Below are 20,294 nucleotides of genomic sequence, written 5' to 3'. Positions count from 1 at the left end.
CTCCGGGTTTGTGGACGTCCAACAAAATCACGTCCACACAAGCCCACTACCGTCATGAAGGAACGCACCATCCCCCGCAAGTAACGGCCGAGGAGCATCATGACCACCCAGCCAAACCCAAGGCGTACGTCCACATATCAGATCCTGGAAACAGCGCGCGAGCAGGTCCTCGCGAAAGGCGAAGGCCTCAGCGAATCCCAACTGCTCGAGATCCTGGAGCTTCCGGACGAGGCCATCCCCGAAGCCCTGCAGCTCGCCCACGAAGTTCGCCTCGAGCACTGCGGGGAGGACGTGGAAGTAGAGGGAATCGTCTCCATCAAAACTGGAGGGTGCCCTGAGGACTGCCACTTCTGCAGCCAATCGGGCTTGTTCGACAGTCCGGTCCGCGGCGTCTGGCTCGACATCCCCGAGCTCGTGAAGGCCGCCAAGGAAACCGCCGCCACGGGGGCCACGGAGTTCTGCATCGTCGCAGCCGTCCGCGGACCGGACATCAAACTCATGAACCAGATCAAGTTCGCGATCGACCGCATCAACGCGGAAGTGGACATCAATATCGCCTGTTCCTTGGGCATGCTCACCCAGCGCCAAGTGGACCAGCTCGCCGAATGGGGTGTCCACCGCTACAACCACAACCTCGAAACCGCGCGCAGCTACTTCCCCGAAGTCGTCACCACCCACACCTACGAGGAACGCCTCGACACCTGCAACATGGTCAAGGCAGCCGGTATGGAACTTTGCTGCGGAGCCCTGATCGGCATGGGCGAAACCACCGCCCAGCGAGCCGAACTCGCCAGCCAGCTCGCAGCCCTCGAACCCCACGAAGTCCCACTGAACTTCCTCAATCCGCGCCCCGGGACTCCCCTCGAAAACCAAGGAATCATGGACGGCAAGGACGCCCTCCGCGCGATCGCGGCGTTCCGCCTCGCCATGCCCCGGACTGTGCTGCGTTACGCCGGCGGCCGGGAACTGACCCTGGGCGACCTCGGCACCCGCGAAGGCCTCATGGGCGGCATCAACGCGGTCATCGTCGGCAATTACCTCACCACCCTGGGCCGTCCCGCCGACGCAGACCTCAACCTCCTCGTCGAGCTGAACATGCCCATCAAGGAACTCCAGAAGTCGCTGTGACCACTACAGTCACACATAGCTACTGCGGTCTCTGCGGCGAGCCCGCCGCGCAAGGCGACCCGGAAACGCAAGGCGAGCGCCCGACGTCGGACGCTCACCGGGGCTGCCAACAGCGCCTCGCGATGGAGCCTCCCCGCTATTGCGCTGTTTGTCGGCGCCGCATGAAAGTCCAGGTCACACCACTCGGCTGGACCGCCGAATGCTCGCGCCACGGAAGGCTGACAACATGAGCGTCATCCAGCGGGACCGCGCGAGCCTTTGGCATCCGTACGCTCCGGCGTCGGGCACGCTGCCGTTGTGGGAAGTCGAAGACGCCGACGGCGTGACGCTGCGGCTCCGCGACGAAACCGGCCAACGCCATGAGGTGCTCGATGCCATGTCCTCCTGGTGGGCAGTCATCCACGGCTACCGGAACCCCGTCTTGGACGCCGCGGCGAAGCGCCAACTAGACACATTCAGCCATGTGATGTTCGGCGGCCTCACCCATGAACCCGCCGTCGAACTGGCCGAACGGCTCGTGGCCATGGCCCCTGCTGCGGCGGATCGGCCGCGGTTGGAGCGGGTTTTCCTGGCGGATTCGGGATCGGTGTCCGTGGAGGTGGCGCTCAAGTTGTCGGTGCAGTTCCAGACCGCGTCGGGGTTCCCCGAGAGGCAACGGTTCCTCAGCATCCGCGGCGGTTACCATGGCGACACCTTCGCGGCGATGGGCGTGTGCGACCCCGTGGACGGCATGCATTCAGCGTTCCCCGGGCTACTCGCTGCCAATCTGTTCGCCGCGAGGCCACCCGCCGCGGGCGCGCCACCCGAGGAAATCGCGGAGTGGCGGGCGCACGTCGAGGACCTCGCGGCGGAACATGCCAACGAACTCGCCGCGATCATCGTGGAGCCCGTGCTTCAAGGCGCCGGCGGCATGTTCATCTACGCCGGCGAATGCCTGCGCATCCTCCGGAACATCGCCGATAGACACGGGATCCTCCTGATCCTGGACGAGATCGCAACGGGCTTCGGCCGCACGGGCGAGGTGTTCGCCGCGGAGCATGCCGGCGTGGTTCCGGACATCATGTGCGTGGGCAAAGCCCTCACCGGCGGTTACCTCACGCTCGCCGCGACGCTCTGCACGGGCGAGGTGGCGGCCCGCGTTTCGAGCGGCGGCGCGGGTGCCTTGCTGCACGGACCCACCTTCATGGGCAATCCGCTAGCGTGTTCCGTGGCCAATGCGAGCCTGGGAATTCTCGACGGTGGCGCCTGGCGCAGCGATGTGGCCCGGATCGGCTCGGGGCTCGCGGCCGGGCTCGAAGCCGCCAACGCGTTCGACGCCGTCAAGGAGGTCCGCACTATCGGCGCCGTGGGCGTCATCGAGTTGAACACGGAGGTGGACGTCGCCGCAGTGACGAGTGCCGCCGTCGGGCGCGGCGTTTGGCTGCGGCCCTTCCGGAATCTCGTTTACGCGATGCCGCCCTACATCAGCTCCGCCGAGGAGGTCCGGCGGATAGCCGAAGGCATGGTGGCGGCCGTGGCCGAGGTACACGGCCCATGAGCAGATCCATGACCGCATGGTTGGAACAGCAGGCCGCAGTCCGCGAGCGCCGGGGCCTCGTCCGCACACCCATGACGCGCCTCGATGGGGACTCGGCCGTGGACCTGGCGAGCAACGACTATCTTGGCCTCGCGACGGACCCGAGGCTGGCAGAGGCTGCGCGGGAAGCGATCGGCCGCTGGGGAACCGGCGCCACGTCCTCGCGACTGGTTGCCGGTACCACGGCGCTGCACCTGGAGCTCGAATCCGAGCTTGCGAGCCTCGCCGGCATGGAATCCGCGTTGGTCTTCTCTTCCGGATACTTGGCCAATCTGRGGGTCACTACCGCGCTCGGCGGCCCCGGGACTCTCATCGTGGCCGACGAACATTGCCATGCTTCGCTGATTGACGGTTTTCGCTTGAGCCGATCGAGGGTGGAAATGGTCCCGCACAACGATCTCGGCGCAACCGAGCACCAGCTGCGGACCCGCGCGGAACCCCGAGCCTTAATCGCGGTCGAGTCCATCTACAGCGTCTTCGGCGACGCTGCCCCGCTCCCCCAGTTGCTGGCATTGGCCGAAGAGCACGACGCGATGCTCCTCGCGGACGAAGCCCATAGCCTCGGGGTTGCGGGCCACGGAGCGTTCGAGGGCTTTGGCTCGGTAGCGGGAACGGAGCTCTCGGGCCACCCCAACGTGGTGCTGACCGCGACCCTTTCCAAGTCGCTCGGCAGCCAGGGTGGTGCCGTGCTTGGCAGTTCCCTGCTCCGCGAACACCTCGTCAACAGGGCCCGCAGCTTTATCTTCGACACAGGGCTCGCACCAGCCTCGGCTGCGGCAGCGCTGGCCGCCGTCGGAATCATCCGCGCTGAACCTTGGCGTGCGGCGGCCGTCCATCGGAACGCGGCCAGCCTCACAGCGGGACTGGCACCCGCGCTACACGCGCCAACACCACAGCGGCGCGGCGCCGCCGTCGGGCCCGCTGGCGCGTCGCTTCAGGCGGCCGGCGCCGTGCAATCCATCCCCATGCCCTCTGCCGCGGCGGCGCTTGCGGCAAGCCGGTCGGCACATGTGGCGGGTGTCCGGGTCGGTTGCTTCCGGCCACCCTCGGTTCCCGACGGCGTCTCGCGCCTCAGGCTGACCGCCCGCGCCACCCTCACTTCCGACGACATCGACTACGCGTGCGCAACGTTGCGCCGCATCCTGGAGGAAACGCCATGAAACTGCCCCACATAGTGCTGGTCACCGGAACGGACACCGGCGTCGGCAAGACGGTCACGACGGCGGCGCTTGCGTCCGCGCTGCAGGCTGAGGGCCGCTCGGTGTCCGTGTACAAGCCTTGCCAGAGCGGCGATGTGGTGGGCGACTCCGACTGCACCGAAATCGCCCGCTTGGCTGGACCGCTCACGGCCGAGGCCGGCGTCGTGCTTCAAGAACCCCTCGCCCCAGTGCCCGCAGCCGCGCTGGACGGAATCATGCTGCCGCCGATTGCGGCACATGCCGCACGCGTCCGCGAACTGGCCAGCACGCATGACCACGTTCTCGTGGAAGGTTCCGGCGGTCTCCTCGTGGAGTTGGACGCCGACGGCGGCACGCTGGCAGATCTGGGCAGTCACCTTGGAAGTGACGCGACTTTTGTTGTGGTCGCCCGCCCCGCATTGGGAACCCTGAACCACACGGCACTGACACTCGAGGCCCTGGAACGCAGGGACCTGGCCATCCATGGCGTGATTCTGGGAACCTGGCCGGACGACCCGGGCGTCCTGGAACACGGCAACCGGGCGACGCTCGGCGCCTTGCGGCCGCTCCTTGGAGTGCTCCCCGAGCGCGCCGCGGACCTCCCGCCCGTCACGTTCAGGGCGGCCAGTGTGCACTGGTTGAGCGGTTTGGACTGCTTGAACGGGGCCTCGTCATGAGCGCCGCTTCCGCCGGCGTCCAGACGTGCCCGTATATGGTGCTGCGGGAGCCCGCTGCGGTGCGGGAGGTCCTGCACCGGCCCGAAGACTTCAGCTCGGCGAACGCCCTCATCGCTGTGACACCGTTGTCCGGACCGTCATTGCGCGTCCTGCAGCGTGCCCGCTTCGCCCTGCCGCCCGTGCTGGCCAGCAACCACAGCGATTCCCATGCAGGCATCCGCAAAGTAGTGGCCGGGTACTTTACCCCCGCAACGGTGAGTGCTTTCGAGCCACGTATTCGCGGCATCGCGCGGGATGCCGGTTCCGACGCGGCCGCGCTCTTGAATGCGCACGGACAGGTGGATCTGGTGCAGGCCGTGGCCGCTTACCCGCCGGCGATCGTGATGTTGGAGCTTTTGGGTCTCCCCGTGCGGGACCTTCCGGAGCTCAAAGCCTGGAGCCTGGACTCCCTCGAACTCTTCTGGGGCTGGCCGGATCCTGAGCGGCAACTGGAACTGGCACACAGCGCGGCAGAGTTCTACGGCTGGCTGCGGGAACTCGTCCTCGAAGCTGTGGCCTCACCCGGGCGGAATCTCTTCAACTCCTTGGCGGAACACGGTCTCAGCACTCCAGAGATCTGCTCCCTCGGCTACTTCCTGCTCATCGCGGGGCAGGAAACCACCACTCAGCTCATCAGCACGGCACTATTCCGGCTTGCCGGGGGGTCCACAGGCTTTGCCTGGAAAGACGCAGCTTTCGGCACCACGGCCCGGGATCTCATCCGGCACATTTTGGCCACGGAATCTTCGGTTCCGACGTGGCGTAGGGTTGCTGCAGAGGACACCGTGCTCGACGGCGAGCACATCCCGGCTGGTGCCGAAATCCTCTTGGAGCTCACGGGGAACCACTCGTTGTCGGAGCAGGGTCGTACGGCGTACGGGCTGGCCTTCGGCTCAGGGATTCACCGTTGCCTTGGTGCGAAGCTCGCGGAACTGGAGGCCGCCGTCGTCGTGCAGGAAACCGCGGCAGCGCTGCAAGGCGTTCGTTTGGCAGATCCGAACCCCGAGTGGCTCCGCCTGTTGTCCTTCCAAGCGCCGAGGACGGTCAGCGTCGAGATTTGAGGAAGTCGGTGGACCCCAAATTCCCCAACGCTCGCTCACATCTAACGGCAAATTCCCGGACGCTCGCTCACATCTAACGGCAAATTCCCCAACGCTCGCTCACATCTGACGAGCGCGCGTCCGTGCCCCAAGATTTACTTATGGGTTGCCGAAGGCGTTCAAGTCCTTGCCGGAGCCAGCCGATATCCCACGCCGCGTACTGTTTGCAGCCAACGCGGGTTCTGCGGGTCGTCGCCGAGCTTGCGGCGAAGGTTTCCAATGTGGACTTCGACGGACCGTTCTTCGGCGTCGCTCGTGTAGATCCCGACGTCGTAAGGTTCGTTCCGGAGGCCGCGCACAAGGTCCGCTTTGCTCAAGACCGTGCAACCTGCCTCAAGCAAGGAGTACAGGAGATCGAACTCCGTGGGGGTCAGCCGTACGTCCTGGCCGTCGATGGAAACGGTCCGCGTCGCATAACTGAATACCAGCCCGTTGTGCCGGAAAGTCCGTTGGGAAGGCGGAGCCTCCCCTTGATGGATTGGCGTGGCTCCTGAGCGCGGGCGACGCATCATCGCGGCCACCCTGGCGCGAAGCTCCCGGGGCCGGAAAGGCTTGGTCAAATAGTCATCGGCGCCGGACTCCAAGCCCAGGAGGGTATCCAGCTCGTCGGCCTTGGCCGTCAACATGACGATATATGCATCGGAAAAGTTCCGGACCTGGCGTGCCACCTCGAAGCCATCGATATCAGGCAAGCCCAAGTCCAGGGTGATGACATGTGGCTGCAAATCACGCGCTGCCCGGATACCGGCTGCCCCGCTCGTCGCCATATGAACCTCGAAGCCAGCTTGGCTGAGGACAACGCGGACCAATTCCCGGATGTCGTGATCGTCTTCTATGACAAGCCCAACCCGTAATTCAGTCATTTGCAGCCCTCCCAGCCCGCTACGAATGGAAGTATATCGGGCTGCCGGTATCCTTTCTGGCATGCGACGCGACCTTGAACAATTGCGAATTTTGGCCTTATGAAACGTCCGTTTGAATGGGATGCCAAAAGCGGCCGGGTGATGTTCTTTCAACATGCCTTCCATGAGTACTCACTCAAGGATCGCGTCGCGCTCAGCCAATTGCCGCTGACCGTGACGGTGTGCCTCACTGCGGTCCTGGTTGGCCTTTACTTCCCCGCAACCCTCGGCAACCCCCTCTTTGTCATCTTCCTGGCTACCCAAGCGGCAGCGTGGGTGCTCTGCTACGCAGTTCCGTGGGACAGACTCCCCTTTCCGACATTCCTGGCCATCCCGCTCCTCGACTTGGTGTCCATCGGGCTAGGGCGGGAGGGAGGACAAGACAGTCCCATCGGAATCAGCCTCCTGACCGTCTTTCCCGTCATTTGGCTTTGCGCCTCGGGGTTGTATCTACGCTCTGCCCTGGTTGTTTCCTTCCTGGGGCCGCTCGCCATGATTTGGACGCCGCAATTCATCCATGGAACGTACACACCGCAGGATCTGCTACGCGGGTTGCTGCTGCCCATCATGATGCTCGGCATCGGCGTTTCCATCGGCGTGATGACCCAAAGCATGGTCGCCCAGCAGAACCGTCTTGAGGAAAGGGACGCCGCGCTGCTCCGCGCCTTGGCGGACAGCCAGGAGAAGGAACGACTGCTCAACACGGTTCTTGAAACCGTCCACCTTGGTGTCGTGGCTATTGACGCCGACGGCCGCGAAATGATGGCGAACCGCAAGCAGCGGGAGAACCAAGTGCTCGAGGCTTCTGGGGACACCGATCGCCACGGCGAGCCAGAGCTCTTGGTTTTCGACGCCGACCGCGTGACCCCCACGGCGTCGGATCGCCAGCCGATGCGCCGTGCTGCGTTGCGGCAGGAGTTCACTGACTACCTCGTCTGGGTTGGGACGGGCAGGGAACAGCGCGCTTTCACCACCAGCGCGCGGTCCATGAAGGACTGCGACGGCAGCTATCTGGGTTCAGTGGTCGTTTTCGGCGATGTCACGGCACTTGTGGACGCTCTCGCTGCGAGGGACGACTTCGTCTCAAACGTCTCCCATGAGTTCCGCACCCCGCTGACGTCCATCACAGGGTACGTGGACCTTGTGCTGGAGGAGGCTGAAAACCTCCCGACCTGGGCGGTGCAGCAACTTGAGATTGTGCAACGAAACGCGGACCGGCTCCTCTCCCTCGTCTCCGACCTCTTGGCAGTCCGTTCGGGCCACATGATCGTCCAGCCACACGCGGTGGACGTATCCGAACTGGTCAAGTCGAGTGTCGCCTCGGCCGAGCCGAAAGCGAACGACGGCGGAGTGCGGCTTCACGTCGACGCCCCCGAACGCCTCGAGGCGCACGTGGATGCCAACCGCATTTCCCAGGTGCTGGACAACCTCATCTCCAACGCCATCAAATACTCCCCCGACGGCGGCGACGTCCGCGTCACGCTGCTGCAGGAGGAAAGCGCGGTGGTATGCCACGTCAAAGACACCGGCATGGGTATGGACAAGCAGGACCAGGCGGACGCCTTCACTCGGTACTTCAGGGCCGGAAACGTCCGCAATACGGCCATTCACGGGGTCGGTTTGGGTCTTTCCATCTGCAAGGCAATCGTCGATGCCCACGGCGGGACCATCGGCCTTGAGAGTATCCCCGGCGAAGGAACAACCTTCACATTCCGCGTTCCGGCCTGACCCTCGCTCACAAACAAGCCACCCCCAACCAACGCTCGCTCACAAACTGCGGCCCCCTTTTGGTTTTGGGCGCCATACGTGAGCGAGCGTCCGAGGAAAGACCCACATACGTGAGCGAACGTCGAGGAAGGACCCGCATATGTGAGCGAGCGTCGCAGGGTGCGCTGCGTAGACTGAGGATATGGGCGAGAGCCGCGACCTGCTGACGCCTGAGCAACGCAGCCTGAACATGTCCAAGATCCGGGGCAAGAACACCAAGCCCGAGCTCTTGGTCCGTCGGCTCCTGCATGCCAAGGGTTACCGGTACCGGCTCCATGGCCGGGCCGCGGGCGGGAAGTTGCCCGGCAGCCCGGATCTCGTGTTCGCCGGCCGGCGCAAGGTGATTTTCGTGAACGGATGCTTCTGGCATTTCCACGATTGCAAGGCAGGCCAGCACGCACCGAGCGGTAACGCGGATTTCTGGGCAGCGAAGCGCAATCGCACCCGGGAGCGCGACGCCGGACAGCGCGAACTGCTGAGAGCCTCAGGTTGGGAGGTTCTCACCGTGTGGGAATGCGAACTGCGGGACCGTTCGGCTTTGGAGAATCAGCTCACGCAGTTCCTCGACGGCGGCCGAACAGGAAGTAGCTCAGCGGCCCAAAGAAATTGATAAAGCTTGCGGCCCGCCATACGGCTTTGTTACCCCTGATCTGGGCCGCGGGGGTCTTGGAAATGCTGCGTTGTGCCGCGACCAGCAACGCCAACTGTCCTGCACCCACCACGAGCATGCCCACCCGTTGCCCAGGGGTCATGTCCTTCCAGGACTTCTTCTTTTTCTTGCCGTGCATGATGCCTCCATCTGCGGTGACTTGCTCTCTCAGGCTAGTCCGCCCACCGCCCGGACGGAACCGGTCCCCACCGCCCTGCTGAGGAGGCCCCTTATAGTCGCGCCTGGCGGACCACTTCTCCCCAGGACTGCTGGGCCAAGTCGGTGACGGCGGCAAGGATCTCCGCCGGTGGCCGGGACAAGTCCAGCGGGTACTCCACAATGTCGATGTCCGTGTTGAGGATCCGCCGCAGCTTCATCTCTCCCTTGCCCGCGTAGACCAGCCACGCCGTGGGAACTTGCAGCGCGGTGCAGTAGGCCAGGAGTTGGTAGTGGTCCGCGTTCAGCGAAGCCCCGGAATCCGTGGCCGAGGCGTATTTGGAGTCGTAGACCACTACGGGCCTGCCTCCCAGGAAATGCACGGCGTCGGGGCGCACTGTGAGCCGGTCCGAATCCCGGACAGCTTCGTTGAGGGTGGCGCCGTATTGGAGCCGCATTTCACCCGGATGTGCCCGCATGGCCGCCCGCAAAGCCACGCCCACGAATTCCTCAAACACAGTGGACATGTCCACGACAAACGAGGCGGTCTGTTGTTTGCCCTCTCCCGCTTCGGCAGAGGCGTTCCGCAGGATGAGCTCGGCCAAGCGGAGGACGGGATGGTAGCGAAGGTTCATCCGGTTGGCCTGCCACCGCGGGAGGGGCGCTCCGGACTGCAGCCGCGTGACGGCGTCGAGCTTTCCCTTGAGCTGCCGCAAGCGGCTCAGGACGTTTTGCCGCACGCCGGGAACCTTGCCCATCCGCTCAAGCGCGGCACGCAGGATGCGGTTCTCGGCAATGTCCTCGGTGAATTCGTCATAGGAGACTTCCAGCGGAACAAGCATCCCGGGGCGGCGTGAGATCTGGTCGGAGATCCGGATGCGGCCCTTGACCGTCCTGAGGGACTCGTCCACGGTGAGGTACCCCTGCAGCGGACCCCTGCTGAGGGCCCGCTCCGCCAACTGGGCGAGGGACTCCGCGAGGGCGCTCCACAAGTCCTTGTGCTCGACGGCGGCCACGGAATCCTCGCGGAATCCCTGGTCCCCGGCGTAGCTGAGCAGAAAGAGCAGCCGGTTCAAGCCCAAGCGGTCCTTGGGCCGTACCTCGAACTGGACGGTCGGCGTCCGCACAGACCCGACCTTGCCCACAGGCTCGATGCGGTAGAGGCCCATTCCCATGGGCGAGGCCTTCGCGAGCCCGCTCGAGTTGAGGAGGGCGGCGGCGTCCGGATCAAGCTTGTCCACGAGGCCACCGGAGAGCTCGTCCATGACGATGTGCCGCACAGCCGGAGCCTTCGTGGAAGCGCGGACCGCTGGCTTTCCGATGCCCGGCGCTCGGGCCGGCCGCGGTGGCGCGGTCTTAGCGGACCGCAAGTCGACCCAACAACTGGTCCAGACCGAAGCGATCCTCCAGCTGGGCCCGGTTCAATTGACCGTGGTAATGCTCCTCCAGGAGTGGCATGAGTTCGTACTTCCAGATCCTGCGCAGCCCGGCAGGGTTCTGGGCCGCGTTCTTCATGAAGTAGGAGGGGCCGATCATCAGGTCCCGGTCCCAGTCGTCGATGGAGCCGTTCAGGGCGTCAAGCAGGTCCGCGTTGAGGGTGTCCAGGCCGCGGGCCGTGAGGAAGCGTCGGAGGGAACCGCGGATCGGTTCCACCTTCGGGTGCAGTTCCACGAACGCGAAGCGGCGGCGGATGGCCGCATCCATCATGGCGATAGAGCGGTCCGCCGTGTTCATGGTGCCGATGATGTAGAGGTTGTCCGGCAGGCTGAACGGTTCGTTGGGGCTGTACTGCAGGTAGATGCGGTCGTCGCGGTATTCCAGCAGGAAGTACAGCTCACCGAATACCTTCGCCAGGTTGGCCCGGTTCATCTCGTCGATGATGAGGAAGTACGGCTTGTTGGAGTTCCCGGGCTTCGCAGCTTCTTCAGCGAGGCGACGCAGCGGCCCGGCCACGAGCTTGAACGACACCTGGCCGTCATCGGTCTTGTCCGGCCGGTACCCCTCGAAGAAGTCCTCGTACGCATAGGACGGGTGGAACTGGACCAGCTTGACGCGCTCGTCGGTACTGTCGCCGGCGAGCTGGGCCGCCAAGTGCTTGGCGAGGTAGGTCTTTCCCGTTCCCGGAGGGCCGTAGAGCACTAGTTGGCGGTTCTCCTCGAGGAGTTCGGCGATCTCGGTGAGTGGCTCGAGCTCCATGTGGAGGGAAGCTGCGAACTCTTCAGTGAGGGGCCGGAACCCTTCAATCACGGGCTCGACGACGGCGTCCGGGGCGGCGGTTTCCTCGCCGTCGGATTCGGCTTCGGCGGGCAGGAGGGACTGCAGAGACTGGATGACCCTGGTGACGTCCACGACGATCCCCGAAGTGGAGAGCTGGCGCTGGACGTGCCGCGGAGCCTCGGAAATCGGGTGGGTCTCATCGAACCAACGCACCTTGCGGCGGAGCCGGCGGTTGTCCTCGTTGTGTTCCGGTTCGCCCAGGACCACGCCGATCCTGATAGCTCCTGAGTTCTGGAACAGTGCGAGGTCGCCGGGCTTCATCACGGTCAGGAACGCGAAAACAGCGGTCTTGGTGTCTTCCCGCTCCACGTAGCCGAGGTGCTTGTAGTCCTCGTCCACCGCATGCTGGACGAGGCCTGCCGTCACGCCGGGGGTGAGTTCGCGGAGGTGTTCGACGTCGAGTGTTGCCTTTTCCTCGTCCCGCCAAGCGGCGAGGAGCTCGGCGGAGTCCTGGTGCGTGCGCAGCAGCCAGGCGCGGCGTCCGGGATCTCCCACTTTGCGCCATTGGCTGACGAGCTGGCGATCGTACCAGTCGATGCGCTGGCCGGCCTGTTCGTCCAGGTACAGCCGGATGCGGTGCACGTCCGCGGTGATGTCGGTTTCCGTTTCGCCGTGGGCGCCACCAACGAGCGAGGCGAAAGCGTCCCGGATTTCGCGCCGTTCAACGTCGGCGACCACTGGCTCGAAGTAGCTGGGCCACGCCAAGTATTCGATGCTGCGCCGGATGGCCGGCTGGTCCTCGGGGGTTGCCGCCGCGAGTTCGTGGAATTTCAGCGGGTCCTTGAGGGCCTTGTTGATGCTCGCGTTGGACTGGCCATCGACGTGCGCCACGAAGCGGCACAGCCACGTCAGATGGTCCCAGATGGTCCAGTTGAATTCGGCTGTCCGGTCACGGATGACGCCGTGATCGGTCATCCCCTGGTAGAGCTCCTTGGGGAGCTCGAGCTCGGGATCGAGCCAGGACGCGGCTTCGGCAACGCGGGCACGCTTCACCTTGAGCGATTTGACCTCGTGTGCCAGGGGCAGAGACTGCAGGAAGAGGAGTTCGACGGCGAGCAACTTGGCCTCACGCGAGGCCCCTTCCAGGTTTTGGCGCAGGTTGGTCATCATGGGCGCTTTGGCGTCTCCGACGCCGCGTTCGAGGCGCTCCAGGAGCTCGCCGGCGGCGTCCACCGTCCAAGTGCGGGTACTGGCGTCGAGCGCCGAAGCCTTGCCTTGAAGCCCCGGGCCCAGCACGAACCAGGCCGCATCTTCGATCTCCTTGGAGATACCGGGGGCGCGGGTCAGTGGGGTTTTGGTGGAGGGAGTCACCATGCCAACTTACATGGTTTATCTTGGTGCTGGCATCAGCAAAGTCGGCACCCCCGCCACATGCGTCCCGCCTCTTGCGTTCTGCCACATGCGTCCCACATCTTGCCTCCTGCCGCATGCGCACCGAGCCGGCGCACCCCCGGAAGTCAGTGCATTCCGAAGCGGTAGCTGGCGGGCACCGGCTCCCCGGGGCACACTTCCTGCCACAGCTCGGCGATCCCGTCCTCGCCTTCCCGGATGTCTGGTATCTCGACGCCGTCCCGCAACATCCGTGCGGCCTCCTGGCCTTTGCCGACGCCCGCGAGGGCGAGCGCCGTCAGGAAACGGATGCGCCCGACGTCGGACATTCCGGCAGGTGCCTCGCTCGCCAGGGCGAGTGCTTGGGCGGCGTTTCCGTGCCGGATACTGAGGGTCATCACTTCGCTCAGCAAAGGGAGGTTGGAGGGCTCCAACCGGCTCGCTGCCGCAAGCTCAGCCAGGCCCTCGTCAGTCTTGTTGCTGGCAAGCAGCGCTAGGGCGTGGCCCCTTGTGGCGAGGACCTTGGAACGGGGCGAGAGGTCCTCGGCAACCAAGGCGGAACCGTACCCGGCGATCGCACCGGCGAGGTCCTGGCGGGCGTGCTTCATCGTGGCCAGGTGGAACTGCGCTTCCGCTCCGCCATCCTTTGCCAGCAGTTCTTCCCAATCGGCTCCAGTCACGAAGGTCCCGGCGCCCAGGAAGCTGGCCCCATCCAGCAGGCTGTGCCACGGGCCCGTTTCCTCGATGGCCTCAGGGGTTGCATCGTCGGCGAAGGGAGTGCCGATTTCGTCCAGCCACGCGCGGCCTGAGTGTCGCCGTCGGGCACTCTCCAAAGCACCCCAAGCGCTGCCGCGCGCCAGCATCTCGTCCGGAGGCAGGGCATAGTTCCGTGCGGCTTCGGCGAGGGCGACTTCGAGCTCCTCGTCCGGGACGAGCTCTTCGAGCCGAGCGCTGGCGTGGGTCACGGCTGCGTCCCAATCCTGGCCGTGCGACGTCAGCGGATCCAGCTTCGCGTTGCCATAGGCCTCCACCCAACTCCACTCGGCGCCGGCAGGCATGGCCAGATGCTCGAACTGGGTCTGCGCGAGCCCGGCCTGGATCTCTGCGTAGGGGCCGGCCCCGGGGCTGAGCCATTCCTGCCAGCGTTTCCCGCCGTCGCCCTGACCCCAGACGAATAACTTCTTCCCGCGCAGGAGGCTGGTAGACAGCATGGCGAGGCCGTCGCCGTCGTTGTCTACCGCGGCGATCCAGTGCCGATGGCCCGGCTGGATGTCGAAGAAAAAATCCGCTGCGTGCGGGCTGTTCACGAGCCAAGTGGCATCCGTGCCTTGGTGTTCCGTGGGCCGGACGCGGGCGATGTCGGTGGTGTAATCGCTGCCGAAAGCCTCCGTCGCGGGCGCGATCACGCGCGTTTCCGCCGTCTCGGGAACGGCCGCGTTGCTCCACCAGTACATGGGGACCTCGTGGTCATGGGGGTTCCGGATCCGGACCGCCGTGAGGAGGACGTCCGAGTCCTCGGGAAGCCACATGTCCACTTGGAAAACCACCTCGCGGAGGCGTTCGAACTCCCACATGCGCAGGACGTCGTGGCCTTCGGGAGTCTTGACGATGGCAGTGTGCACCGGATCGCATGTAGTGGGCGAGTGCCCGCGGGTGCCGATGTTCCATTCGAGCCCGCCGGCGAACCAGGCCTTGCGCAGGGCGATGTTGGCGAATTGCAGGGTCCCGTGGGTGTGGAGGAGTTGCTTTCCCGACCCTTTGTCGAAGAGCTCCCACAGCCGGCCGCCCAAGGTGGGAAGGACAACGGCGCGCAGTCTGCTGTTCTCAAGCACGACGGCGGGCACTTCGTGGGCGGTCCGCTCGCGCGAGTAGCCGTCCTGCATCAGGTACGGGAACATGTTCGGCACTTGGCCGTAGCGGGCCGCGGCCTGCAGCTCCTCCGGAACCCCGTCGCCGATTCTGTAGGGCTGGTCCAGTTCAGCCGTGACCACGGGCAACGGGCTCTTGGGGCCCAACTCCGCCATGTTCAGGGTGATAGTGGAGAAGCTCAGGTTTTGCATCTTTGCGACTCCTGGGGGCTATTTTCGATCGCAATGCTTCACCCATCTTTGACCCAAGTCACCGCTGTGTAAAGGGAACCACCCAACTAGCTCGCAGTTAATGTCGTTTACAGCGCCCAAAACGGCATCAACTGCCAGTGAGTTGGGCATGTCACCGGGAGGCGGCGCGTGCGGCCCTTACCAGGTCCCGGTTGGTGACCATGTACGCCGTCGGGTCCGAATCGCCGGGTGTACCGATGGAGTCCCCCCGGTTCTTCCACGTCGAAACCGTGGTCTTGGCTGACAAATGGACCGCGCTCAGTCCTGCCGCGTGCAGGGCGGGGATATCGTCCAGGGCGAGTCCGCCGCCTGCCATGACTTCAAGCCGGCCCGCTGCCCGCTGGACCATACGCTCGAGGGTCGCGATCCCCGCCCCCACCGTCGCGGCGCCGCCGGAGCTGAGCACCCGCGTGAACCCAAGTTCCACGAGCTGCTCGACGGCGGCCGCCGGGTCCGGGGTGTGGTCGATGGCCCGGTGGAAGGTCAGTTGGGCGTCGGGGTTGGTCTCCAAGGCGGTGACGACGAGCTTTCGCGTGGCTTGGACGTCGATATCACCGGCGGCCGTGAGGACTCCGATCACCACTCCGTGAGCCCCTTGGGTGAGCAAGAACCGGATCTCGCGGTCCATCGTGTCCAGATCCGCGCCGGAATACAGGAAATCTCCCGGCCGACTACGGATCAACGGGTGGATCTCCAGCCGCCCATTGGCAGCCTCCTGCGCCGCTTCCATCAGCCCTTGGCTCGGGGTCAGTCCCCCGAGCTCCAAGGCGCTGCAAAGTTCGATCCGGTCCGCGCCTTCTTCAGCGGCAACGGCAGCGCCCTGGGCACCGACGGCGACGATCTCGAGTTTCATGGGGAAACTCTACGGCCACCGGGATGCACAGGGCGTGGGTGGTGCCGAGACCGTGGATGTGGCCCGTGGACTGCGTTCGGGCGGGAACCCAGTCCACGGCCCGCACCCACGATCTCGAGCGGACACGCTAGGCCCGATAGGGCGCCAACTGCTCCTTCTGCTCGGGAGTGAGCCTGCGGACACGGCCCGTGGACTCATCGACGAACGCCAGATGGGTACTCGCGTTGACGCAGTCCTGGCCGGTAACGGGATCCTTGATGACGTAATGGAGGTCAAAGCTTGCCCCCTTCACGGCGCCTACCCAGATCTCGACAACGGCCGGTATGTTCCGGTATTCCAAGGTCCGGACGTACCGGACCTTGTGCTCCACCACAAGGGTTATGACCCCGTCTTCAACCGAGTCGAAGACGGAGACCGGCGCTTCCACTCCGGGGAGTCCGGCACCGCGGGGCGGACCGAAAGCCGCGATGCGGGCCTCTTCGAGCATGCGCACGATCTGGACGTTGTTGATGTGCCCGTACGCGTCCATGTCTCCCCAACGCATCGGCACCTGGACCGTAATTCGCGCGCTCAGCTGTGCACCGCCGTCGAGTCATCCACAACGGCTTCCCCGGCATCCTCACCAGCAAACTGCGACATGTAGAGGCGATAGTAAGCGCCTTGCAATGTGAGCAGTTGGTTGTGGTTGCCCTGCTCCACGATGCTGCCGTTTTCCATCACCAGGATGGTGTCGGCGTCGCGGATGGTGGACAAACGGTGGGCGATGACAAAGCTGGTGCGATCGGTGCGGAGGGCAGCCATGGCCTTCTGCAAGAGCAGCTCGGTACGGGTGTCAACGGAGCTTGTGGCCTCGTCGAGGATCAACAGCGAGGGATCGGAAACGAAGGCCCGCGCGATGGTGATGAGCTGCTTCTCGCCCGCGCTGACGTTGTTGCCTTCCTCGTCGATGATGGTCTGGTAGCCATCCGGCAGGGCACGCACGAATCGGTCCACGTACGTGGCCTTGGCCGCCTCCATGATCTGTTCCTCGGTGGCGTCGAGGTTGCCGTACTTGATGTTGTCGTAAATGGTGCCGCCGAATAACCAGGCATCCTGGAGCACCATTCCCACCTTGGAACGAAGCTCGGAACGGCTCAGCTCCTTGATGTCCACCCCGTCCAAGGTGATTCGCCCTGAATTGAGCTCGTAGAACCGCATGACGAGGTTGACCAGGGTGGTCTTGCCCGCGCCAGTGGGGCCGACAATCGCCACGGTGTGTCCGGGCTCCGCGCTGAGGGAAAGGTTCTCGATGAGCGGCTTGTCGGCAACGTAGCTAAAGGACACGCTCTCGAACTCGACATGGCCGTCCGTGCGCGGGGGCAAGTGACGGACCGCGTTCTCCGGCATTTCCTCATCGGCATCCAGGAACTCGAAAACACGCTCAGCCGAAGCCACACCGGACTGGAGCATGTTGGCCATGCCGGCGATCTGGCCGAGCGGCTGGGTGAATTCACGCGAGTACTGGATGAACGCCGTGGCGTCGCCGAGGCTCATGGAACCCGAGGCCACACGCAAACCCCCGACGACGGCGATGCCCACGTAGCTGAGGTACGAGACGAAGTTCATCGCCGGGAAGATGATGCCCGAAACAAACTGTGCCCCGAACGAGGCCTTGTAGAGGGCTTCGTTGCGTTCGTCGAAACGCTCCAGCATGTCCGCGTCACGCCCGAAGACCTTGACGAGCTCGTGGCCGGAGAACGATTCCTCGATCTGGCCGTTGAGCGAGCCGGTGTTCTTCCATTGGGCGGCGAAGAGCTTCTGGCTGCGCGAGCCGATCACGCCGGCAAGGACGCCGGAGAGCGGCAAGGCAACCAGTGCGATCAGGGCGAGCTGCCAGGACACGATGAACATCATGATGGTGATGCCGAAGACTGTCAGCACCGAGCTGACCAGTTGCGCGAACGCCTGCTGCAGTCCTTGCTGGACGTTGTCGACGTCGTTGGTCACGCGGGAGAGGATGTCGCCGCGCTGCCGGGTGTCGAAGTAGTTCAGGGGCAAGCGGTTGAGCTTGGCCTGGACGTCATTGCGGAGCCGGTTGATGACCTTCATGACGATCTTGTTCAGGATGTAGCCCTGGGCCCACAGGAAGATGTTGGCCACGAAGTACATCAAGAGCACAATCGAGATCAGGAACGTGAGCTTGGAGAAGTTGATCCCGTTGGTGAGCTCCATTTTGGAGACCATGTCGGCGAAGTTGTTCTGGCCGGCTTGGCGGAGTCCTTCGGCGAAGGCCGCTTGGCTCACGCCGGGAGGCAATTGCTTGCCCATGACGCCGCCGAAGATGACGTCCATGGCGCTGCCGAGGATCTTCGGGGCGATGACGTTCAGGACGACGGAGACCACCACGAGGCCGATGACGAAAACTACCCCGGCAGCCTCCGGCTTGAGCAGCCCGAGAAGCCGCTTGGCCGACGGTCCGAAAGCCTTGGCTTTCTTGGCCGGCAGGTTGCCGAACATGCCGCCGTCGGCTTCGCCCGGGGTGTATTCGGTTTCTTCGATGTCGTCATCTTCCACGGCCGTTACGGTACCGGCTGCGTCGGCATCGTTTGCTTCCGCGGCTTCGCGGGCAGCCTTCGCTGCTTCGGCCTTCGCGGCCCAGCCGCGCTTTTGCTGATTCTGTTCGCTCATGCCACTTCCTCCGCGCTCAGCTGGGATTCGACGATCTCTTGGTACGTGGGTGACGTTTCCAGGAGTTCTTCATGGGTGCCGCGGTCAACGATTCTGCCGTTGTCCAGGACCAGGATCTGGTCCGCGTCCGCAATGGTGGAGACGCGCTGGGCCACGATGATGACCGTGGCATCCTGCGTCTTTTCCTTGAGCGCCCTGCGAAGGCGGGCGTCCGTGGCCACATCCAAGGCCGAGAAGGAGTCGTCAAAGAGGTAGACCTTGGGCTGTGTCACCAAGGCCCGGGCGATGCAGAGGCGCTGCCTCTGGCCACCGGAGACGTTGGTTCCGCCCTGCGCGACCCGACGGTTGAGGCCGGAGGACTTTTCCATGACGAAGTCCTTGGCCTGGGCGGTTTCCAGCGCATCCCAGAGTTCCTGGTCCGTGGCGTCAGTCTTGCCGAAGCGCAGGTTGTGCTCGATGGTTCCGGAGAACAAGTACGGCTTCTGCGGCACGGCGGCCACCCGACTGGTGATTTCATCGCGGTCCAGGCTGGTGACCGGAACGCCGTCGAGCAATACATCGCCGGACGCGACGTCGTACAGGCGCGGCAGGAGCGACACCAAGGTGGTCTTGCCTGCGCCGGTGGAGCCAATGATGGCGAGGGTCTGGCCCGGTTCCGCGGTGAAGGAAATGTTGCTCAACACGGGAGCTTCGGCGCCGGGGTATTTGAAGGTGACATCGCGGAATTCGACGCGCCCCTTCTTTTCCGCAGGGGCTACGGGCGCCTTTGGATCGTGGATGGAGGGTTCGACGTCGAGGACCTCGCCGATGCGGTCCGCGCACACGGAGGCGCGCGGGATCATCATGGCCATGAAGGTACCCATCATGACGGCCATGAGGATCTGCAGGAGGTACTGCAGGAAGGCCGTCAAGGAACCCACCTGCATGTTGCCCGCATCCACCCTTTGGCCGCCGAACCACAGCACTGCCGCTGTGGAAAGGTGCAGGATCATTCCGATGGCCGGGAACATCAAGACAAAAAGGTTGCCGATCTTGACGGAAACCAGGGTGAGGTCCTTGTTGGCGTCGCCGAAGCGCTTAGCCTCGTACGGTTCACGAACGAAGGCCCGGACCACGCGGATGCCGATGATCTGTTCGCGCAGGACGCCGTTGATAACGTCGATCTTCTTCTGCATGGAGCGGAAGAGCGGCATGAGCCTGACCACGATGTAACCAACCACCGCCACGAGGACAGGCACCGAGACCCAGACGAGCCACGAGAGGCTGAGGTCTTCGCGCAAGGCCATGATGATGCCGCCGACGCACATGATGGGCGTGGACACCATGAAGTTCAGGCCCATGAGCATGAGCATCTGGACTTGCTGGACGTCATTGGTGCCGCGGGTGATCAACGTGGGTGCGCCGAAGCTGTTGACGTCCTTGGCCGAGAAGCTGCTGACCTTGCGGAAGACGTCCCTGCGCAGGTCGCGGCCCATGGCCATGGCAACGCGGGATCCGAAATAGACCCCCGCGATGGCCGCAATGACCTGACCGAGCGCGACCGCGAGCATCAGGGCTCCGGTTTGCCAGATGTAGTTGGTATCCCCCCGGGATACCCCTTCATCGATGATTTTTGCGTTGAGGCTTGGAAGGTAAAGGGTGGCAATGGTAGACGCCAACTGGAAGATGATGACGGCCAGTATCTGCGGCAAATACGGCTTGGAGTAGCGCCGTATCAGGGTGACAAGCATGCCCACGGATCCTTAATGAGAGTGCGCGAATGAATTAATGCGAATGACTAAATGCTGCGAATGACTAAATACATAGGTAGCAGCAGGCGCTGACAGTATTAGTCCCTCAACTCTACGAAATCCGTTGCCTCAGCGAAATATCGATAGCCGAATATCATCCTTGCGGC

Annotated in this window: 17 protein-coding genes; 8 read left to right on the top strand and 9 right to left on the bottom strand. The window is 64.3% G+C overall.

Going from position 1 to position 20,294, the window contains the following annotated elements:
- The first annotated feature begins 99 nt into the window (after nt 1-99).
- The 6 genes from bioB to AB4074_RS08920 all read left to right on the top strand — a co-directional run bounded on the left by bioB (nt 100) and on the right by AB4074_RS08920 (nt 5,659).
- Nucleotides 100-1,128, top strand: a complete 1,029-nt coding sequence (gene bioB / locus AB4074_RS08945) for a biotin synthase BioB (RefSeq protein WP_441413067.1) — start codon at nt 100-102, stop codon at nt 1,126-1,128.
- 122 nt (nt 1,129-1,250) lie between these two features.
- Nucleotides 1,251-1,358 carry a biotin synthase auxiliary protein BsaP gene (bsaP, locus tag AB4074_RS08940; protein WP_441413097.1) on the top strand — a complete coding sequence of 36 codons (108 nt, stop codon included), beginning with the start codon at nt 1,251-1,253 and terminating at the stop codon, nt 1,356-1,358.
- Nucleotides 1,355-2,665 carry an adenosylmethionine--8-amino-7-oxononanoate transaminase gene (locus AB4074_RS08935; protein WP_441413066.1) on the top strand — a complete coding sequence of 437 codons (1,311 nt, stop codon included), beginning with the start codon at nt 1,355-1,357 and terminating at the stop codon, nt 2,663-2,665. The genes bsaP and AB4074_RS08935 overlap by 4 nt, the downstream gene beginning before the upstream one ends.
- Before the next feature lie 8 nt (nt 2,666-2,673).
- On the top strand, nt 2,674-3,864 hold the full coding sequence (locus AB4074_RS08930; protein ID WP_441413096.1) for an 8-amino-7-oxononanoate synthase: 1,191 nt from the start codon (nt 2,674-2,676) through the stop codon (nt 3,862-3,864).
- Nucleotides 3,861-4,559: a dethiobiotin synthase gene (bioD, locus tag AB4074_RS08925; RefSeq protein WP_441413065.1), complete on the top strand. Its 699-nt coding sequence runs from the start codon at nt 3,861-3,863 to the stop codon at nt 4,557-4,559. The genes AB4074_RS08930 and bioD overlap by 4 nt, the downstream gene beginning before the upstream one ends.
- The gene (locus tag AB4074_RS08920; RefSeq protein ID WP_441413064.1) at nt 4,556-5,659 is read left to right on the top strand and encodes a cytochrome P450; all 1,104 of its coding nucleotides are present in this window, start codon (nt 4,556-4,558) and stop codon (nt 5,657-5,659) included. The genes bioD and AB4074_RS08920 overlap by 4 nt, the downstream gene beginning before the upstream one ends.
- Nucleotides 5,660-5,817: 158 nt before the next feature.
- On the opposite strand, the gene AB4074_RS08915 is transcribed toward AB4074_RS08920, so the two are convergent.
- Nucleotides 5,818-6,561, bottom strand: coding sequence for a response regulator transcription factor (locus tag AB4074_RS08915; protein ID WP_441413063.1), 744 nt, complete (start codon nt 6,559-6,561; stop codon nt 5,818-5,820).
- A 99-nt stretch (nt 6,562-6,660) separates the two neighbouring features.
- Here AB4074_RS08915 and AB4074_RS08910 point away from each other — a divergent pair, with 99 nt between their 5' ends.
- Nucleotides 6,661-8,328 (top strand): sensor histidine kinase, encoded by a 1,668-nt coding sequence (locus tag AB4074_RS08910; protein ID WP_441413062.1) that lies wholly within the window; start codon nt 6,661-6,663, stop codon nt 8,326-8,328.
- Between the two features lie 181 nt (nt 8,329-8,509).
- Entirely contained in the window at nt 8,510-8,977 is a 468-nt protein-coding gene (locus tag AB4074_RS08905) for a very short patch repair endonuclease (RefSeq protein WP_404500088.1), read from the top strand.
- On the opposite strand, the gene AB4074_RS08900 is transcribed toward AB4074_RS08905, so the two are convergent.
- The 8 genes from AB4074_RS08900 to AB4074_RS08865 all read right to left on the bottom strand — a co-directional run bounded on the left by AB4074_RS08900 (nt 8,919) and on the right by AB4074_RS08865 (nt 20,127).
- The gene (locus AB4074_RS08900; protein ID WP_236815885.1) at nt 8,919-9,155 is read right to left on the bottom strand and encodes a PLDc N-terminal domain-containing protein; all 237 of its coding nucleotides are present in this window, start codon (nt 9,153-9,155) and stop codon (nt 8,919-8,921) included. The genes AB4074_RS08905 and AB4074_RS08900 overlap by 59 nt on opposite strands.
- A 91-nt stretch (nt 9,156-9,246) precedes the next feature.
- Entirely contained in the window at nt 9,247-10,437 is a 1,191-nt protein-coding gene (locus AB4074_RS08895; RefSeq protein ID WP_441413095.1) for a 5-methylcytosine restriction system specificity protein McrC, read from the bottom strand.
- A 91-nt stretch (nt 10,438-10,528) separates the two neighbouring features.
- Nucleotides 10,529-12,763, bottom strand: a complete 2,235-nt coding sequence (locus tag AB4074_RS08890; protein WP_441413061.1) for an McrB family protein — start codon at nt 12,761-12,763, stop codon at nt 10,529-10,531.
- A 143-nt stretch (nt 12,764-12,906) separates the two neighbouring features.
- Nucleotides 12,907-14,838 carry a DUF5107 domain-containing protein gene (locus AB4074_RS08885; RefSeq protein ID WP_441413060.1) on the bottom strand — a complete coding sequence of 644 codons (1,932 nt, stop codon included), beginning with the start codon at nt 14,836-14,838 and terminating at the stop codon, nt 12,907-12,909.
- A 151-nt stretch (nt 14,839-14,989) separates the two neighbouring features.
- Nucleotides 14,990-15,730, bottom strand: a complete 741-nt coding sequence (locus tag AB4074_RS08880) for a copper homeostasis protein CutC (protein ID WP_441413059.1) — start codon at nt 15,728-15,730, stop codon at nt 14,990-14,992.
- Between the two features lie 127 nt (nt 15,731-15,857).
- Nucleotides 15,858-16,274 (bottom strand): acyl-CoA thioesterase, encoded by a 417-nt coding sequence (locus tag AB4074_RS08875; protein WP_441413058.1) that lies wholly within the window; start codon nt 16,272-16,274, stop codon nt 15,858-15,860.
- Between the two features lie 26 nt (nt 16,275-16,300).
- Complete coding sequence (locus tag AB4074_RS08870) at nt 16,301-18,397, bottom strand: ABC transporter ATP-binding protein (RefSeq protein ID WP_441413057.1); 2,097 nt, start codon at nt 18,395-18,397, stop codon at nt 16,301-16,303.
- A complete protein-coding gene (locus AB4074_RS08865; RefSeq protein ID WP_441413056.1) occupies nt 18,394-20,127 on the bottom strand; it encodes an ABC transporter ATP-binding protein in 1,734 nt (577 codons plus the stop codon). The genes AB4074_RS08870 and AB4074_RS08865 overlap by 4 nt, the downstream gene beginning before the upstream one ends.
- Nucleotides 20,128-20,294 lie beyond the last annotated feature (167 nt).

Source organism: Arthrobacter sp. 2MCAF14 (assembly GCF_052115645.1).
GTDB lineage: Bacteria > Actinomycetota > Actinomycetes > Actinomycetales > Micrococcaceae > Arthrobacter.
The sequence above is the reverse complement of the archived record's forward strand: the minus strand, read 5'-3'. Positions and strand labels throughout refer to the sequence as shown.

Bases quoted from the DNA above. Each gene is read 5' to 3' on its own strand.
- bioB (WP_441413067.1), top strand. From the start codon at position 100: ATGACCACCCAGCCAAACCCAAGGCGTACGTCCACATATCAGATCCTG.
- bsaP (WP_441413097.1), top strand. From the start codon at position 1,251: ATGGAGCCTCCCCGCTATTGCGCTGTTTGTCGGCGCCGCATGAAAGTC.
- AB4074_RS08935 (WP_441413066.1), top strand. From the start codon at position 1,355: ATGAGCGTCATCCAGCGGGACCGCGCGAGCCTTTGGCATCCGTACGCT.
- bioD (WP_441413065.1), top strand. From the start codon at position 3,861: ATGAAACTGCCCCACATAGTGCTGGTCACCGGAACGGACACCGGCGTC.
- AB4074_RS08920 (WP_441413064.1), top strand. From the start codon at position 4,556: ATGAGCGCCGCTTCCGCCGGCGTCCAGACGTGCCCGTATATGGTGCTG.
- AB4074_RS08915 (WP_441413063.1), bottom strand. From the start codon at position 6,561: ATGACTGAATTACGGGTTGGGCTTGTCATAGAAGACGATCACGACATC.
- AB4074_RS08910 (WP_441413062.1), top strand. From the start codon at position 6,661: ATGAAACGTCCGTTTGAATGGGATGCCAAAAGCGGCCGGGTGATGTTC.
- AB4074_RS08905 (WP_404500088.1), top strand. From the start codon at position 8,510: ATGGGCGAGAGCCGCGACCTGCTGACGCCTGAGCAACGCAGCCTGAAC.
- AB4074_RS08900 (WP_236815885.1), bottom strand. From the start codon at position 9,155: ATGCACGGCAAGAAAAAGAAGAAGTCCTGGAAGGACATGACCCCTGGG.
- AB4074_RS08895 (WP_441413095.1), bottom strand. From the start codon at position 10,437: ATGGACGAGCTCTCCGGTGGCCTCGTGGACAAGCTTGATCCGGACGCC.
- AB4074_RS08890 (WP_441413061.1), bottom strand. From the start codon at position 12,763: ATGGTGACTCCCTCCACCAAAACCCCACTGACCCGCGCCCCCGGTATC.
- AB4074_RS08885 (WP_441413060.1), bottom strand. From the start codon at position 14,838: ATGCAAAACCTGAGCTTCTCCACTATCACCCTGAACATGGCGGAGTTG.
- AB4074_RS08880 (WP_441413059.1), bottom strand. From the start codon at position 15,730: ATGAAACTCGAGATCGTCGCCGTCGGTGCCCAGGGCGCTGCCGTTGCC.
- AB4074_RS08875 (WP_441413058.1), bottom strand. From the start codon at position 16,274: ATGCGTTGGGGAGACATGGACGCGTACGGGCACATCAACAACGTCCAG.
- AB4074_RS08870 (WP_441413057.1), bottom strand. From the start codon at position 18,397: ATGAGCGAACAGAATCAGCAAAAGCGCGGCTGGGCCGCGAAGGCCGAA.
- AB4074_RS08865 (WP_441413056.1), bottom strand. From the start codon at position 20,127: ATGCTTGTCACCCTGATACGGCGCTACTCCAAGCCGTATTTGCCGCAG.